A 15645-nucleotide genomic window follows, 5' to 3' on the forward strand; every position below is an offset into this window, starting at 1 on the left:
GCGGCCAGGCCGCGCCCGTGGCCGCAGCGGCACGCACGCGCCCGGCGGCTGCGCGCGGGGTTATGACGTTCGTCCGACTGCGCCCGGCCGTGGGAATCGCTTAAGATGGCCAGCACGGAAATCTCACTAGACACGAGGCGCTGCCGCTCGCGCGCCGTGCGCATCCATCAGGAGACAGTCAGGAATATGGGAGCCCTCAGTCACATCCGCGTACTCGACCTCACCCGCGTGCTCGCCGGCCCGTGGTGCGCGCAGACGCTCGCCGATTTCGGCGCCGACGTGATCAAGATCGAACGCCCCGAACTCGGCGACGACACCCGCCACTGGGGGCCGCCGTATCTGCGCACGCCGGCAGGCACCGACACGCGTGAAGCCGCCTACTACCTCGCGGCGAACCGCAACAAGCGCTCGGTCACCGTGGACATCGCGTCGCCCGAGGGACAGCAGATCGTTCGCGAACTCGCCGCGCAAAGCGACGTGGTGCTCGAGAATTACAAGGTCGGCCAGTTGAAGAAGTATGGGCTCGACTATGAATCGCTGAAGCAGGTGAAGCCGGATCTGATCTACTGCTCGGTGACCGGCTTCGGGCAGACCGGACCGTATGCGTCGCGCGCGGGCTATGACTTCATCGTGCAGGGGATCGGCGGCTTCATGAGCATTACCGGCGAACGCGACGGTCAGCCGGGCGGCGGGCCGCAGAAAGCCGGCGTCGCGATCGCCGATCTGATGACCGGCATGTACTCGACGATCGCGGTCCTGACCGCGCTCACGCATCGCGACCGCACCGGAGAAGGTCAATACATCGACATGGCGCTGCTCGACGTGCAGGTCGCGATGCTCGCCAACATGAACACGAACTATCTGGCAAGCGGCCAGCCGCCGGTGCGCTGGGGCAACGCGCATCCGAACATCGTGCCGTACCAGACCTTCCAGACCAGCGACGGCTGGATCATCGTCGCGGTCGGCAACGACGGCCAGTTCCGCAAGTTCGTCGATGTGGGCGGCCGGCCGGAGCTCGCCGACGACGACCGTTTCGCGACCAACCCGGCGCGCGTGCGCAACCGCGACATCCTCGTGCCGATCCTCGCGGAGATGGTGCGGCTGCGGGGCAAGCAGCAATGGATCGCCGCGTTAGAGGCGGCCGGCGTGCCGTGCGGGCCGATCAACGATCTGAACGAGGTGTTCGAGAACGAGCAGGTGGTCGCGCGCGGCATGCAGGTGGATCTGCCGCATCCGTCGGGCGGCACGGTCAAGCTGGTGCGCAATCCGATCAATATGACCGGCACGCCGCCGCAGGCGCTCAGTCACCCGCCGCTGCTCGGCGAGCACACCGAGCACGTGCTGCACGAGGTGCTCGGGTATGACGCGCAGAAGATCGCGGGGTTGCGGGGGAAGTCGGTGATCTGACGGGACGTGAAGCCGGCGGCTTGACAGCAGAGTGCAGCAGAGTGGACCAGGCCGGCGCCCCGCCCTGCACCGCTTTCACCGCTCTCACCGCGGTCCCAGCGAAGCCAGCCAGCTCCGCCCTTCTTCCCAGTCGCCGAGGCCGCTGTCGGCGTTGATATGGCCACGCGCGCCCAGGTCGATCCAGCGGCTGCCCCACGCGTGCGCGCAGTTGCGCGAAAACGCCTGGCCGCCGTACGGATCGTCGCTGCTCGCGACCACGATCGTCGGGAACGGCAGACGCGCGAGCGGCACCGGCGCGAAGCCGCTCGCAGCGCGTGGGAAATGCGCTTCGGCCGGATCGGGAAGCGCGACCAGCAGCGCGCCGGCCACTTTCGCGAGCTGCGCCGCGCTCGCGTATCCGGTAGCCCAGAACGCGGCGGTCAGGCAGCCGAGGCTGTGCGCGGCGAACCGCACCGGCGCATCGGCGGCGGCCAGCGCGGCGTCGAGCGCGCGGCACCATGCATCGCGCGACGGGTGCTCCCAGTCCGGCATCTGCACCCGGACGAGGCCCGGATCCAGCGCCTCCCAGCGGGTTTGCCAATGGCCGGCGCCGGAGTTCAGATAGCCGGGCAGTACGAGTGTGGTCGGTTGTAATGTGCTCATCGGTTCCCCGGATTCGATTGGTGTTGCGTTTGCTTGCGCGAGTGCGTCGCGTCTGCTGTTCTACCGTATCAGTCGCGCGCTGCCCAGCCCACCGTCGGTCGCCAACCGGCTCCAAGGCGGGCCGCACCCCGCAAGCGCCTGCCGCGAGCTGCCTCGTCAGGTAGAATCGAATGCTCAGCGGGCGCATTGCGCGCCCCATCCGACTCCGATCCTCTCGCATGAATACCGAACGCAAAGACGCTGACCGCACCGACGCGCCCGCGGCATCCAACTTCATCCGCAACATCATCGACGACGACAACCGCACCGGCAAATGGAGCCAGCGCGTCGAAACGCGCTTCCCGCCGGAGCCGAACGGCTATCTGCACATCGGTCACGCGAAGAGCATCTGCCTGAATTTCGGCATCGCGCGCAGCTACGGCGGCGTGTGCCATCTGCGCTTCGACGACACCAATCCGGAAAAGGAAAGCGTCGAATACGTCGACTCGATCATCGACTCGGTCAAGTGGCTCGGCTTCGAGTGGAAGAAGGACAACACCGAGCATCTGTATTACGCGAGCGACTACTACGACAAGCTGTACGAGTTCGCCGAGCTGCTGATCAAGCGCGGCAAGGCCTACGTGGACAGCCAGTCGGCCGAGGAAATGCGCGCGAACCGCGGCTCGGCCACCGAGGTCGGCACGCCGTCGCGCTTTCGCGAGCGCTCGGTCGAGGAGAATCTCGACCTGTTCCGCCGCATGAAGGCCGGCGAGTTCAAGGAAGGCGATCACGTGCTGCGCGCGAAGATCGACATGTCCTCGCCGAACTTCAACATGCGCGATCCGGTCATCTACCGGATCCGCTTCGCGCATCACTACCGCACCGGCGACACCTGGTGCGTGTACCCGATGTACGACTACACCCACTGCATCTCGGACGCGCTGGAAAACATCACGCACTCGCTGTGCACGCTGGAGTTCGAAGACCATCGCCCGCTGTACGACTGGATCCTGAACGAACTCGCCGACGCCGGTGTCTTCACCCGTCCGCTGCCGCAGCAAATCGAGTTTTCGCGTCTGAACCTGACCTACGCGATCACCAGCAAGCGCAAGCTGCTGCAACTGGTCAACGAAGGCCACGTGGACGGCTGGGACGACCCGCGCATGCCGACCATCGTCGGCCTGCGCCGGCGCGGCTTCACGCCGGAGTCGATCCAGCTGCTGTGCGAGCGCATCGGCGTGACCAAGGTCGATTCGTGGATCGACATGAGCGTGTTCGAAGGCGCGCTGCGCGACGACCTCGACGACAAGGCGCCGCGCACGGTCGCGGTGCTCGATCCGGTCAAGCTGATCATCGACAACTTCCCCGAGAACCTCACCGAGCCGTGCAGCGCGCCGGTGCATCCGCACCATCCGGAACAGGGCCTGCGCGAGTTCCCGATTTCGCGCGAGCTGTGGATCGAGCGCGAGGACTTCACCGAAACGCCGCCGAAGGGCTATTTCCGCCTGTTCCCGGGCAACAAGGTGCGGCTGCGCTACGGCTACGTGATCGAGTGCACGCACGCGGACAAGGACGAGCACGGCAACGTCGTCGCGGTGCACTGCAACTACTTCCCGGACAGCAAGTCGGGCACCGAAGGCGCGAACAACTACAAGGTCAAGGGCAACATCCACTGGGTCAGCGCGGCAGCCGCGTGCCCGGCCGAAGTGCGCATCTACGACCGGCTGTTCAAGGAAGCCCAGCCCGACGCGGGCGGCCGCGACTTCCTCGAGGCGCTGAACCCGGAATCGAAGCGGGTGGTCCAGGCCTACCTCGAAACCGGCGCGCGCCATGCGCTGCCCGAGCAGCGCTATCAGTTCGAGCGCCACGGCTACTTCGTCGCGGACCGCGTCGATTCGCAGCCGGGTAAGCCCGTATTCAACCGCATCGTCACTCTGCGCGACAGTTGGGGCAAGCCGGCGTAAGCTCGCCTGAGCCGGCGTCGTCGACGCCCCGAGTGCCAACCCGTCCGGGTTGAAACCGGCGTGCCTCCCGTTCACGGCAGGCACGCTTTTTCGTTACACGATGGTTGCATGATGTCCAGTCGACACTCACTGCGCGCCCGCCCGGGCGCGCCGGTCCGGGAGGTCCGATGAAGGTTGCAACCCGCCGCGCGCAGGCTCGCGCGGCCACGCGTCGCGCCAGTGTGCGCGCGCGCCTGCCGGGCAACACGCCCGGCGTGCGCGGTCTACGCCGCGCGTTCGTCGCGCTGGCCGCCTGCGGCGCGCTCGCGTCCGGCGCTGGCGCGCACGCGGACGAACTCACCGGCACGCTCAAGAAAATCCACGACGACGGCACGATCGCGCTCGGCGTGCGCGAAGCATCGATTCCGTTCTCGTACTTCGACGGCAAGCGCACGGTCGGCTACTCGCAGGCGATCGCGATGGAGATCGTCGACGAAATCAGGAAAACCCTCGGCATGCCGCAACTGCGGGTGCACGAGGTCACCGTGACCTCGTCGAACCGCACGCCGATGCTGCTGAACAACCAGATCGATTTCGAGTGCGGGTCGACCACGCACACGGTCGAGCGCGAGAACGTCGCGGCGTTCTCGAACAGCTTCTTCCAGTACGCGGTGCGGATGATCGCGCGCAATAACAGCGGCATCAGCGATTTCGCGGATCTCGCCGGCAAGCCGGTCGTGACGACCGCCGGCACGTCGGACGAGCGCCTGCTGCGGAGCCTGAATACCGACAAACGGCTGAACATGCGCATCAGCAGCGCGCGCGATCATCAGGAAGCGTTCAGCGCGCTAAAAGATGGCCGCGCGGTCGCGTTCGTGATGGACGAGCCGATCGTCTACGGCTTCAAGGCGACCGATCCGCACCCCGACGAGTTCGTCGTGACCGGCACACCGCTCGGCTACGAGGTGTACGCGTGCATGTTCCGCAAGGGCGACGAGCCGTTCCGCGCGCTGGTGAACCGGGTGATCGCGCGTTCGCAGACGTCGGGCGACGCCGAGCGCCTGTACCGGCAGTGGTTCACGCAGCCGATTCCGCCGTACGGGATCAACCTCAATTTCCCGCTGTCGGATGCGAACCGCGCGTTGTTCGCCCATCCGAACGATCGCGCGCTCGACTGAACGGCGCGTCTTTGCCACGCGGCGGCGGTTGCCGCGCTGCGACGCCGACGCTGTCGGCGCCCTCGCCGCCGCTACAACGAGCGATGCAGCTGCGCGAGCGACAGCGTCGTCTCGAACAGCCGCGTGAGACTGCGGCTCGCGTAGTGCGGGATTTCGTCGAGCGAGGCCCAGCGGTAGTCGTCCATTTCGGGAATCAGCGTGCCGTCCGAGCGGCGCGGAAACAGCGACGTGCAGGTGCAGCCGCTCAGATCCAGTTCAGCGACGCTCGCGCGCGCCGCGAACAGATGCAGGTCCTTGTCGCGGCGGTAGACGAACAGGCCCAGGTCTTTCAGCCGCTCCGCTTCCAACCTGATGCCGGTCTCCTCGACCATCTCGCGCAGCGCGGTCACGTGCGGCGCCTCGCCGGCTTCACCGTGGCCCTTCGGAATGTCCCAGTGGGTGGTTTCGGTCGCATGCGCAAGCAGCACCCGGCCGTCGGGATCGAGCAGCACGATTCCGCACGATACGATGCGCGGGCTCATCGCCGGACCTCTTCGGTATCATGCGCGGCACGACCCGTGGCGCGCGCCGCCGCCCCGCTACGCATGCCGGTCAACGCCGTTTCTGCAATTGCCACGCGCCGCCTTCCTTGCAGAAACCCGGCCGCAGGTGCACCGATTGGCCCTTCGCGTTGAGTACGACCGCGACGTCGCGGCAGTTGCGGCCGCCGTCGTCGGTGGTGCTGCCGAGCGTGATGTCGGCGTCGATCTTCACGCTGTTGCCGGTGCCCTCGTTGACCCACTTCAGGGTCTCTCCGTCTTTTTTGTCATTGAGCGCGCCGGTCAACGTCCGCTTCAGCGAATCGACGTCGCGCTGCTTCATGTAGGTGATCGGCGTGTCGTTCAGGAAGCCGAGATTCGCGGCGTGCGCGGCAACGGTCGCGCCCAGCAGCAGACTCGCGGCGCTCACGCGCAACAGAACACGGGTTCGCATCGACATGAAGGGTTCTCCTCGAAGTGGACATGGTGGCTCTTGATCGAGACCTCAAAAGCATAGCATGCACACTTGCGCGGATTGCGCGCACCGGATGCAATGCGCGCGGTGCGCGGCTGCCTCGCGCACCACTACGTGCACGGCGCTGCGCGCCCCTGGGCGCATGCTCAACTCGGCGGGCCCCTGCGGGCACTACTCAGCGCACCGCTCAAAGCACCACTCAGCGCGCGGCGCCCGTGGTCGCCAGCGCGACCGTCTTGCCCACCGGCTGGTACCCGTCGGTCAGCGTCTTCAGAAACGCGACGACGTCGGCAGTCTCCGCTTCGTCGAGCGCCGGCTTGTCGCCCGGCTTGCGATCGAACGGCGGCTCGGTATTGAGGTTGGCCCAGTAGCGCCGCGGCAGATCGTCGAACTTGCGCACCTTGCCGCCGACCACGGGATAGAACTTCTCCGGATGCGTGTCGCGCTCGGCGTAAAACCTCACCACTTCCTCGAGCGAATGGTAGATGCCGTTGTGGAAGAAGCTTTGCTTCAACGCGACGTTGCGCAGCGTCGGCGTGCGGAAGATGCCGCAGAATTCGTCGCGGCCCTTCAGGTCGGTGCGCTCCGGTCCGCACGCGCCGAGGTCGTAGAAGCGCGGATCGCGATTGGCCGGCAGCGCGCGGTTGCGCGGCACGCCGATCGCGATCAGACCGAAATCGCTGAATTGCGGCGGCGCGCCGTCCCGCGTGCGCTGGCTGATGTGGCAGCTCGCGCAGTTGCCTTTGCGCTCGTCGTTGAAGAGTTCGAGGCCGTGCCGCTCGGCGGCGGTCAGCTGCGCATGGCCGGCCAGATACGCGTCGTACTTGCTGGTGTACGGATAGAACAGCTCGGGCGTCTGCTCGAAGGTGCCGAGCGCCTGCAGCACGGCTTTGAAGGTCGCGTCCTCGTCGTCGAAGATGTGCGCGCCGAAGGTCGCGCGAAACGCGTCGGCGTAAGGCGCGGCCTTGACCGCCGCCGTCACGCGCGCGGCCGAGCTGCCCATCTCGAACGGCGACAGCAACGGAATGCGCGCCTGCGCGCTGCCGCGATCGACGCGGCCATCCCAGGTCAGACCGCCGGTCGGGCCCGCATCGATGCTTTCGTCGCCTTCGTCGTCGGACTCGTGATAGTGCTCGGCGAAGGCCGGCACCGATTGCAGATATTTGAGCGTCGGCGCGGCGCGCAAGCCGGCGCGCTGCATATCGCTGCCGCCCAGTTGCACGGAGCGCGCGTTGGCCGGGGCGAAGCCGTGCTCGGGGCTGTGGCACGACGCGCACGCGAGCTTGCCCGAACCCGATAGCGTCGGATCGAAGAACAGCTGCTTGCCGAGCGCCGTCATCTGCCGTACCGATTCGTAGACCTCCGCGCGGGTCTGCCCGGCCGGGTTAGCGACGAGGTCATGAGCGGCGAGGTCCTGAGCGGCGACCTTGACGGGAGCGGCGAGCGGCGCGGCCGCCGCGGCCTGGCCGCCGTTGGACGTAGTCACGTTCGCCCGCACGCCGGTGCTCGCGTTCGTGCCCGTGCCCTCGCCCGCCTGCGCGGCACTCGCCCCGCGCCCATCACACGCGGCGAGCGCCGTCGCCAGTCCGGCCGCCGCCAGCCCCACCAGCGCCGTCACCACCGCCCGGCGCCGCACCGCCGCGCCCACTCCCGCGAGACCACACCGCATAGTCGTCCACTGAACCCGTGCTATCGAAGCCAAGCAGCGTATTTCCTCCTGATGTCGATTAGATGACATTCGCCCTACGCAACAGCGCGCAGCGGAAGTTATTTGTAATTTTTTACATACTGCTGTCAAAAATCGTCGACACACTTGCGCGTGCAGGCCGCCGACGCAAACCGGCGCGGCCCGTCCCCAACGCGACAATGAGAACTCCTTCAATGAACAAGACACTGATTCGCGCAACGCCCGTGGCGATCGCGATAGCCGCGCTGAGCCTGTACGCATGCGGCAGCGACGAAGTTACGCGACCGGACATCACGTCGATCCAGAACGTCGTCGTGATCTACGCGGAAAACCGCAGCTTCGACAATCTGTACGGCAACTTCCCCGGCGCCAACGGTCTGCAGAACGTCAGCGCGGCGAACTCGACGCAGGTGGACCGCAACGGCGCGCCGCTCGCGACGCTGCCGCACGTGTGGAACGGGCTCACGCAAACCGGTGTGACGCCGGTCGTGACCGAGGCGATGACGGCCAATCTGCCGAACAGTCCGTTCGCGATCGACGATCCGAAAGGCTTCAACACGCCGATCAGCGCGACGACCCGCGATCTGTATCACCGCTTCTACGAGAACCAGATGCAGATCAACGGCGGCAAGAACGACAAGTTCGCCGCGTGGGCGGATTCGGGCGGCCTCGTGATGGGCCACTACTCGCTGAACGCGAACACGTTGCCGTTGTGGAAGATCGCGCAGCAATACACGCTTGCCGACAACTTCTTCATGGGCGCGTTCGGCGGCTCGTTCCTGAATCACCAGTGGCTGATCTGCTCGTGCACGCCGGTTTATCCGAACGCGGACAAGAGCCCGGCGGCCGGGTCGGTGAGCGCGCTCGAAAGCGACGGCGTGACGCTCAAAGTCGCGAACAACTCGCCGGCCTCGGCGCTCGACGGCCCGCCGAAATACGTGCTGTCGGGCAACCTGACGCCGGACTTCTACGCGGTCAACACGATGCAGCCGGCGTATCAGCCGAGCGGCAACAAGGCCGCCGCGGGCGGCGACCCGAAGCTCGCCGATCCGTCGGCGGCCACCACGCTGCCGGCGCAGACGCAGCGTCACATCGGCGATCTGCTGAACGACGCGAAGGTGTCGTGGGCGTGGTACGGCGGCGCGTGGGGCGCGGCGGTGTCGGCCGCGCAGAACGGCACCACCAACGTGATCTATGGCGCGAATCTGAGCGCGCCGAACTTCCAGCCGCATCATCAGCCGTTCAACTACTTCGCGGACCTCGCGCCCGGCACCGCGAACCGCGCGCAGCATCTGCTCGACGGCGGGATGGCCGGCGCGGAATTCATCAAGGCGATCGATGCCGGCACGCTGCCGCAAGTGTCGTTCTACAAGCCGCAGGGCAACCTGAACGAACACCCGGGTTACACCGATGTCGGATCGGGCGACCAGCATATCGCCGACGTGATCGCGCATCTGCAGAAGAGCCCGCAGTGGAATCACATGCTGGTCGTCGTGACCTACGACGAAAACGGCGGCTTCTGGGATCACGTCGCGCCGCCGAAGGCCGACCGCTGGGGTCCGGGCTCGCGCATTCCGGCGCTGATCGTGTCGCCGTATGCGAAGCGCGGGTACGTCGATCATACGCAGTACGACACGACTTCGATCCTGCGCTTCATCACCCGTCGCTACTCGCTGCCGACGCTGCCGGGCATCGCCGCGCGCGATGCGGCGCTCGTCAGCAACGGCAGCAAACCGATGGGCGATCTGACCGCGGCGCTGGACATCCGCCAGTAATCGGCGGGGTTTCCACCACACCGACGATAAGCAGCAGTGCGCGTCACGGCGCGACTTCGACGGGCAGCTTCGGCTGCCCGTTTTTTTTTGGCCGACGCCGATCGCAAGCGCGCGACGAACACGCGCGGCGCGGCCCATCGTGGCCAGCGCGCCGGCTATCGCGGGCCCGATCGACACTGCTAAGATGCGCCGAGTGCATGATGAACGCCTGTCCCGGCGCGAGCATTGTGTCGGCGACAGCGCCCTTCCTTTGGAGGAGTTCCGAATGGAAATGCCAGCTTCGCAACCGCGGCATCGTGCCGGCGCCTGGGGATGCATCTGCCACAGCGCGGCTTTCTTACGACTGAACGCGCGGCTGAACGAAGAGCATGATGCTTCAGTTGCCGATCCGCTGCGCGACGCCGACATCCTGCCGCGCAGCGCGGCGGCGAGCGGCAGCACCGCTGCGCAGCCCGGCGCATCCGCCACCTCGGACGCGCAGCAACCGCCCGTCGCGTTCACCAACATCCGACTGTTCGACGGCCTCAGCAAGACCTTGCGCAGCGGCCTGCGCGTGATCGTCACCGGCAACCGGATCAGCGCGGTCGAACCCGACGACGGCCAGAAGCTCGACGGCATGCAGGTGGTGGACGGCAGCGGCCATACGCTGATGCCGGGGCTCATCGATGCGCACGCGCACATCATGATGGCCTCGCTGTCGATGGCTCAACTGATGGTCGCCGACATCGGCTTCATTCATCTGGCCGCGGCAGGCGAAGCCGAGCGCATGCTGATGCGCGGCTTCACCAGCATCCGCGACATGGCCGGCCCCGCGTTCTCGCTGAAGAAGGCGATCGATCTCGGCATGGTGGCGGGACCGCGCATCTGGCCGTCGGGCGCGATGATCTCGCAGACCTCCGGGCACGGCGACTTTCGCATGCCGTATGAAATTCCGTCGCATCCGGGACAGCCGGTCTCGCGCGGCGAAGCGCTAGGCGCCGGCGCGATCGCCGACGGCACCGCCGAAATTCTCAAACGCGCGCGCGAACAGTTGATGCTCGGCGCGAGCCAGTTGAAGCTCGCGGCGGGCGGCGGCGTCGCATCGAATTACGATCCGCTCGACGTATCGCAATACACCGAGGCGGAGTTTCGCGCGGCCGTCGATGCCGCCGAGAACTGGGGCACCTATGTGGCGGTGCACGCGTACATGCCGCGCGCGATTGCGACCGCGGTGCGCGGCGGCGTGCGCTGCATCGAGCACGGTCAGCTGATGGACGAGAATACCGCGAAGCTGCTCGCCGACGAAGGGATCTGGATCAGCCTGCAACCGTTTCTCGACGACGAGGACGCGATCTTTTTCCCCGCCGGTTCGCCGAGCCGGCTCAAGCAGATCGAGATGTCGAACGGCACCGACACCGCCTATGCGCTCGCCAGGAAGTACGGACTGAAAACCGCGTGGGGCACCGACACGCTATTCGACGCGAAACTCGCGACGCGCCAGGGCGCGCAACTCGCGAAAATGACGCGCTGGTACGAACCCGCCGATGTACTGACGATGGCGACCCGCATCAATGCCGAGCTGCTCGCGCTGGCGGGACCGCGCAACCCCTACCCCGGCAAGCTCGGCGTGATCGAGGCGGGGGCGCTGGCGGATCTGCTGGTAGTGAGAGGCGATCCGCTTGCGAATATCCAGCTGCTCGCCGATCCGGGCAGCCATCTCGCGGTGATCATGAAGGATGGGCGGATTTATAAGGATACGTTGGGGGTGGGGTTTAACTAACGCATATTCCGGAGCCCGCCGTGCAGCGCCGGACGAACGTCAGCCCGGCCAGTTGCACTAAGCCACTGCCGAGAATTCCTCCCAGAGTACTGGAACCTCACCAGGGAAAAGCGGAATGGGCTTATCCCGCGTCACACCCTCGTGCTGGCCCATAAAAAGTTGCCGCAAATCACGCAGTATTTCATATTCCCCGCTTTCGACGCGCCTCACAAAAAATACTCTCTTGTTTTCCGGTATCATCGCCAGGAACATAGCGTTGTTTTTCATGGCTTTTGCATCCAACCCGGAAAAATCCGGATCACTCAATTGCTTCGTCACATCAACGAGTAACCTTTCGGCCCGAGCATGACTGCTCGACCTGTCTTCCACGTAATTCCTCAGTTCCGACCATTCATATCGCGAAAGGGATTGATCATCCAGCTCACGGAATTCGGACAAAGTCGCCAGTAGCCGATCGTTTTCCTGTTGCATCCAAAACTCTTCTATCGCATTGTGATACTGAGCGGCAATCACTTCGCCATCGTGATGTTCCTGTGTGTATGCGCGTGCACGCTGCCCGATTTCCTTGCTGATGTCCGGTGAAGTAAACGCAAAACGGAGAGCCTGCGCGAGATCAGAGCAGCTCGGGTTTTCCTGGAGTTTGGTGACGACATGGTCTGGAATTTCGCGCAGCGCGGCGTGAGCGTTCACGATCACGTGCTTTCCTGCCCCCATTCCATCCGAAACTGCCGCTGATGTCTCTCCTCTGGATTTCGCCCGAAGCTGGACACACAGATCGCAAGCGCTCAGCCATAGCTGATAATCGGCATCACTCACATACCCCGTAACAGTGCAATTAGTGACCTGCCCGCTAGCGGTGAGGCGAAGAAGGAGCGCATTGAACGTATCGTCACCGCAATCCCCGACAAACACGAGCCTGCAGTTCGGTGTCTTGCCGAGTCCGCCTTCACTCCAGGCCTGGAGAAGACGATCGTTCAACTTGAACATTGAAGAGACGATGCCGAATGAGCAAACGACGAATGCGTTCTCGTCGATGCCCAGGCGCTTGCGGGCTTCGAGTTGGGAAACGCTCTGTCGCCCCCAATCTCTCAGGAGGGGAATCACTGCCCAATTTCGAGGGGCACCTTCTCCGTACCACCTGTGAGCCAATTCCTTGCTGTATCCGGAATGCGATATCACACCGATTGCGTTTTCCAATACCGCCAGATTACATGGATAGCGCACCAGCGACCGCAGCACATTGTCCGAGCACAGATGCTCCAGAAGACTTAATTGTCCGTGAGAGAACTCGATTTCTCTTGAAAAAGCGTGAGTCGACGGATCACTCGCCTCAATCGTCCAGAAGAGCCCGCTTAAGAAGAAGTCGTGCAGAACGACTATTCCCGGAATCCTCCGCAGCAATCGCGGCATGTCGGTGTGAAAATGGGAGTTCCCGACGTGGTACACCACGCGATCATACCTGTCTGCAGACCTTTCGAACTCCTCATAGGTCCTGATTGGGAACCTCTCCGACAGTTCGGGAGCGACTTCCTCGCCGTTATGCACTAGATCGATCTCATAATATTTCGACAAAAGCGGTAAAAGCATAGCGCTATACGCGGCAATGCCCGATCGCTCCGGCGGCAACGGGGATACATAGGCCAGTCGTGGCTTATCGGCTCGCTCAAAATACCCAAGCCGGAAGAGAGACGGCGCTTTTGCCCGCGCAGCTATTGATTCGAGCGCATCCCACGCGACGCTTGCACTTCTCTCCCAGGAAAAGGTCTGAGCTCTGCTGAAACCGCTCGCCTGTAAATCTCTCCGAAAATCGTCATCCTGCAGTGCCTGTGCCAATTTCGCCGCCATGTCCATGCGCGATAACGGATTGAACAGCGCATCCGAACGTCCGATTACTTCCGGAACACTTGTGCAGTCTGATCCAATAACTGCTGCCCCGCAGGACATCGCTTCCAGAGCCGGCAGACCAAACCCCTCGTGTATCGACGGGAAAATAAATACCTTGCAGAGGTTGTACAGATCGACTAGTTCGTCATCGGTTACATAGCCGGTTAATACGACATTGCCTTTATCAAGTCCAGCTGCGGCCGCTACGGCTTCAAGTCGCCGCACCTCGGTCAGGTTGGCGCGACAGACGACGGCAAGCTGATGTGTGGACCGCAGTTCTGGCGGCAGGCACGCATAGGCATCGATGAGACCCTCGATGTTTTTTCGAAAATCGATCCCGCCGGTGTACATAATGAACGGCTTCTTCAGTGCAAACCGCCGTCTCAGCTCCGCCTCACGTGCGGGACTCACGTGCATCCGCTTGAACTTTTTATCGACAGCGCTCGATATATTGACCGTCGAATGTTCCGGCAACCCCAGATGATCGATACCCTCCCGCCTTGAGGATTCCGATATCGCAAGCGCAAGATCGGCCTGTTTCAATTGCAGAAGGCGGCGCCTGTACCAATCCTCGACTCGCTCGTCCGCCAGATAGTGTTTGGCGCGCAGATAGGGGATCAGGTCATAAAGGGTTACCGCGTTGCAGGCAAGCGATTCAGGTGCGACCGTCGTCACCGACGAGTCTACGAACCCTTCGAAGAGACTAGCTGTGTGAACGATGTCCGCGTTCAACGACCTGAAGTACTCTTCCTTGATGCGCTCGGACGCAAGTCTGCGGAGCACATTTTTTGGTTCGATTTCTTCAATACCTTTCAGGCCGCCCCACAACACCACATTGGCGTTCGGCAGAAGATCCGCAAAATGCTTCTGAATGGTATCGATGGATTCCGGAAAAGCGCGATTCAGGGCAATCAGAACTTCGTGTCCTCTGCAGTTGCGAATCATCGCGTCCGCCAACGCAAAAGAATAGCGGCCAATGCCCCGGTCGCGGCTCCCCTCCGTTTGGCAAGCCTGAAGATCGATGACAAGTCTCATTCGTTAGCCTCCTCGTTATCGCCGAACGGTGTGCCATAGCTGCGCGAAGACCGGCCGCACACACAACCAGGCTTTACGCACCCACGTATGTTTGAGAAGGAAACTTCTGCAACTCAGACGAAGTGCCCGGATAGGAGCAGTCATTCTCCACGACGTACTGCTTCGCAGCAAATCGATTTCCGAACTCAGCGTGCTGATGCGCTGGCGTAGCAGGTCCTGCTCTATTTGCAACTGCTGGCCCTTCGAATATGCGTCGTCGCGCTCGTCTTTCGCACGTGCAAGACTCGCATGAGTTTGATGCAGTTCAGCCCGCACTTCCGTCAACTCAACACGTTTTTCTGCCAGGCGAACTGACAGACGTTTGTGCTCTAGCATGATGAAATCGTGCTCTACGGCTAATTTTTGTGAGCGCGCTGTCTCCGCGTCCAGTTCCCTGCGGCTCTCCTCCAGTTGCCGAACCGTCTCATGCAATTTTTCGAGGTTTTCTTCGTTCTGTTTTTCTCCGACGGTGACATACTCGTCGAATACATTCGGCGGCGCGGCAAACTTTTCAAGAAGCTCTGCTTTTTCGCTCGCCACGAAATATTTATTCAGACCATCAAAGTACGCGAACTTATAAGACGAGTCCTCAACATGAGCCTGCCAGCTGCAATCAGACAATCGGGAGGTCATTGGAATGGTCGCCTCGATAACCAGAATCCACGGCCGCCAGACTTTGAAGTTGATGCTCTGAATGACATCAGCCTCACTTCCTTCCACGTCAATCTTCAGGAAGTGAATGATGCCGACGTTGTGTTCGACCAGAATCGAGTCCAAACGCGACGGCACTTGGTCCGACTTAATGATTCTGAAACCTGCATTACGGTGAATCTCGGCTTGCTTTCTGTCGACCGTTGAAAGCCCCGTATCTTCTATTTCGTAAAACTCAACCGGGGTAGAACCCGTACCTACGAGTTTTTGTACATTGATATCTTCCGGCCGAGATTCAAGCAACTTTCTGTACCAATGTTCTACTGGCTCGATGTTCACACCTCTCCAGCCACTCTCATAAAACGTCCTGGTAACGGAAAATTCGTCCGGGTCCTGAGCGCCGACATCTACATAAAAACCATTGGTGACGTCAGCCAAGGCTCGGCGAAGAAGCACATCCTCTCGGTTTTGCGAATACGATACAAAAGGCATACGGTAAGCTGTCCTTTTGGCAGTAGAGGCCGACTGCGGAGCAAGTGACCGATTGCGCAATGCCACGCACTTCGAGGGTGGCGGCAGCGAAAGGTCGTCGGAAGAGGCAGTGATTATAACTTGCCCCCATCGATCAATTAATGCGCTCTGGATTTTTTGTCCCGCCCGACTAGACTGACGG

Annotated in this window: 11 protein-coding genes; 5 read left to right on the forward strand and 6 right to left on the reverse strand. The window is 63.0% G+C overall.

Going from position 1 to position 15645, the window contains the following annotated elements; all coding sequences use genetic code 11:
- Positions 1-186: 186 nt before the first annotated feature.
- Positions 187-1407, forward strand: a complete 1221-nt coding sequence (locus LJ656_RS20095; RefSeq protein ID WP_230511131.1) for a CaiB/BaiF CoA transferase family protein — start codon at positions 187-189, stop codon at positions 1405-1407.
- Between the two features lie 84 nt (positions 1408-1491).
- Here the strand turns inward: LJ656_RS20095 and LJ656_RS20100 are convergent, their stop codons facing one another.
- Positions 1492-2049, reverse strand: a complete 558-nt coding sequence (locus tag LJ656_RS20100; RefSeq protein ID WP_230511132.1) for an RBBP9/YdeN family alpha/beta hydrolase — start codon at positions 2047-2049, stop codon at positions 1492-1494.
- A gap of 218 nt (positions 2050-2267) precedes the next feature.
- Between LJ656_RS20100 and LJ656_RS20105 the strand changes: the two genes are divergently transcribed.
- Positions 2268-3992, forward strand: a complete 1725-nt coding sequence (locus tag LJ656_RS20105; protein WP_230511133.1) for a glutamine--tRNA ligase/YqeY domain fusion protein — start codon at positions 2268-2270, stop codon at positions 3990-3992.
- Positions 3993-4159: 167 nt separating this feature from the next.
- On the forward strand, positions 4160-5149 hold the full coding sequence (locus LJ656_RS20110) for a transporter substrate-binding domain-containing protein (protein ID WP_230511134.1): 990 nt from the start codon (positions 4160-4162) through the stop codon (positions 5147-5149).
- 71 nt (positions 5150-5220) lie between these two features.
- Here the strand turns inward: LJ656_RS20110 and LJ656_RS20115 are convergent, their stop codons facing one another.
- From LJ656_RS20115 to LJ656_RS20125, 3 genes are all read right to left on the reverse strand, one after another.
- Positions 5221-5670 carry an NUDIX hydrolase gene (locus LJ656_RS20115; RefSeq protein ID WP_230511135.1) on the reverse strand — a complete coding sequence of 150 codons (450 nt, stop codon included), beginning with the start codon at positions 5668-5670 and terminating at the stop codon, positions 5221-5223.
- A gap of 70 nt (positions 5671-5740) precedes the next feature.
- The gene (locus LJ656_RS20120; RefSeq protein ID WP_230511136.1) at positions 5741-6127 is read right to left on the reverse strand and encodes a hypothetical protein; all 387 of its coding nucleotides are present in this window, start codon (positions 6125-6127) and stop codon (positions 5741-5743) included.
- 214 nt (positions 6128-6341) lie between these two features.
- The gene (locus LJ656_RS20125) at positions 6342-7811 is read right to left on the reverse strand and encodes a cytochrome-c peroxidase (protein ID WP_230511137.1); all 1470 of its coding nucleotides are present in this window, start codon (positions 7809-7811) and stop codon (positions 6342-6344) included.
- A gap of 212 nt (positions 7812-8023) precedes the next feature.
- Here LJ656_RS20125 and LJ656_RS20130 point away from each other — a divergent pair, with 212 nt between their 5' ends.
- Together LJ656_RS20130 and LJ656_RS20135 are read left to right on the forward strand one after the other, a co-directional pair.
- Positions 8024-9604, forward strand: coding sequence for an acid phosphatase (locus tag LJ656_RS20130; RefSeq protein ID WP_230511138.1), 1581 nt, complete (start codon positions 8024-8026; stop codon positions 9602-9604).
- A 265-nt stretch (positions 9605-9869) separates the two neighbouring features.
- Positions 9870-11363 (forward strand): metal-dependent hydrolase family protein, encoded by a 1494-nt coding sequence (locus LJ656_RS20135; protein WP_230511139.1) that lies wholly within the window; start codon positions 9870-9872, stop codon positions 11361-11363.
- Positions 11364-11420: 57 nt separating this feature from the next.
- Here LJ656_RS20135 and LJ656_RS20140 read toward each other — a convergent pair whose 3' ends face one another.
- Together LJ656_RS20140 and LJ656_RS20145 are read right to left on the reverse strand one after the other, a co-directional pair.
- Complete coding sequence (locus LJ656_RS20140) at positions 11421-14282, reverse strand: glycosyltransferase (RefSeq protein WP_230511140.1); 2862 nt, start codon at positions 14280-14282, stop codon at positions 11421-11423.
- Between the two features lie 15 nt (positions 14283-14297).
- Positions 14298-15464 carry an FkbM family methyltransferase gene (locus LJ656_RS20145; RefSeq protein ID WP_230511141.1) on the reverse strand — a complete coding sequence of 389 codons (1167 nt, stop codon included), beginning with the start codon at positions 15462-15464 and terminating at the stop codon, positions 14298-14300.
- Positions 15465-15645: the final 181 nt, after the last annotated feature.

This window comes from Paraburkholderia sejongensis (assembly GCF_020880815.1).
Classification (GTDB): domain Bacteria; phylum Pseudomonadota; class Gammaproteobacteria; order Burkholderiales; family Burkholderiaceae; genus Paraburkholderia; species Paraburkholderia sejongensis.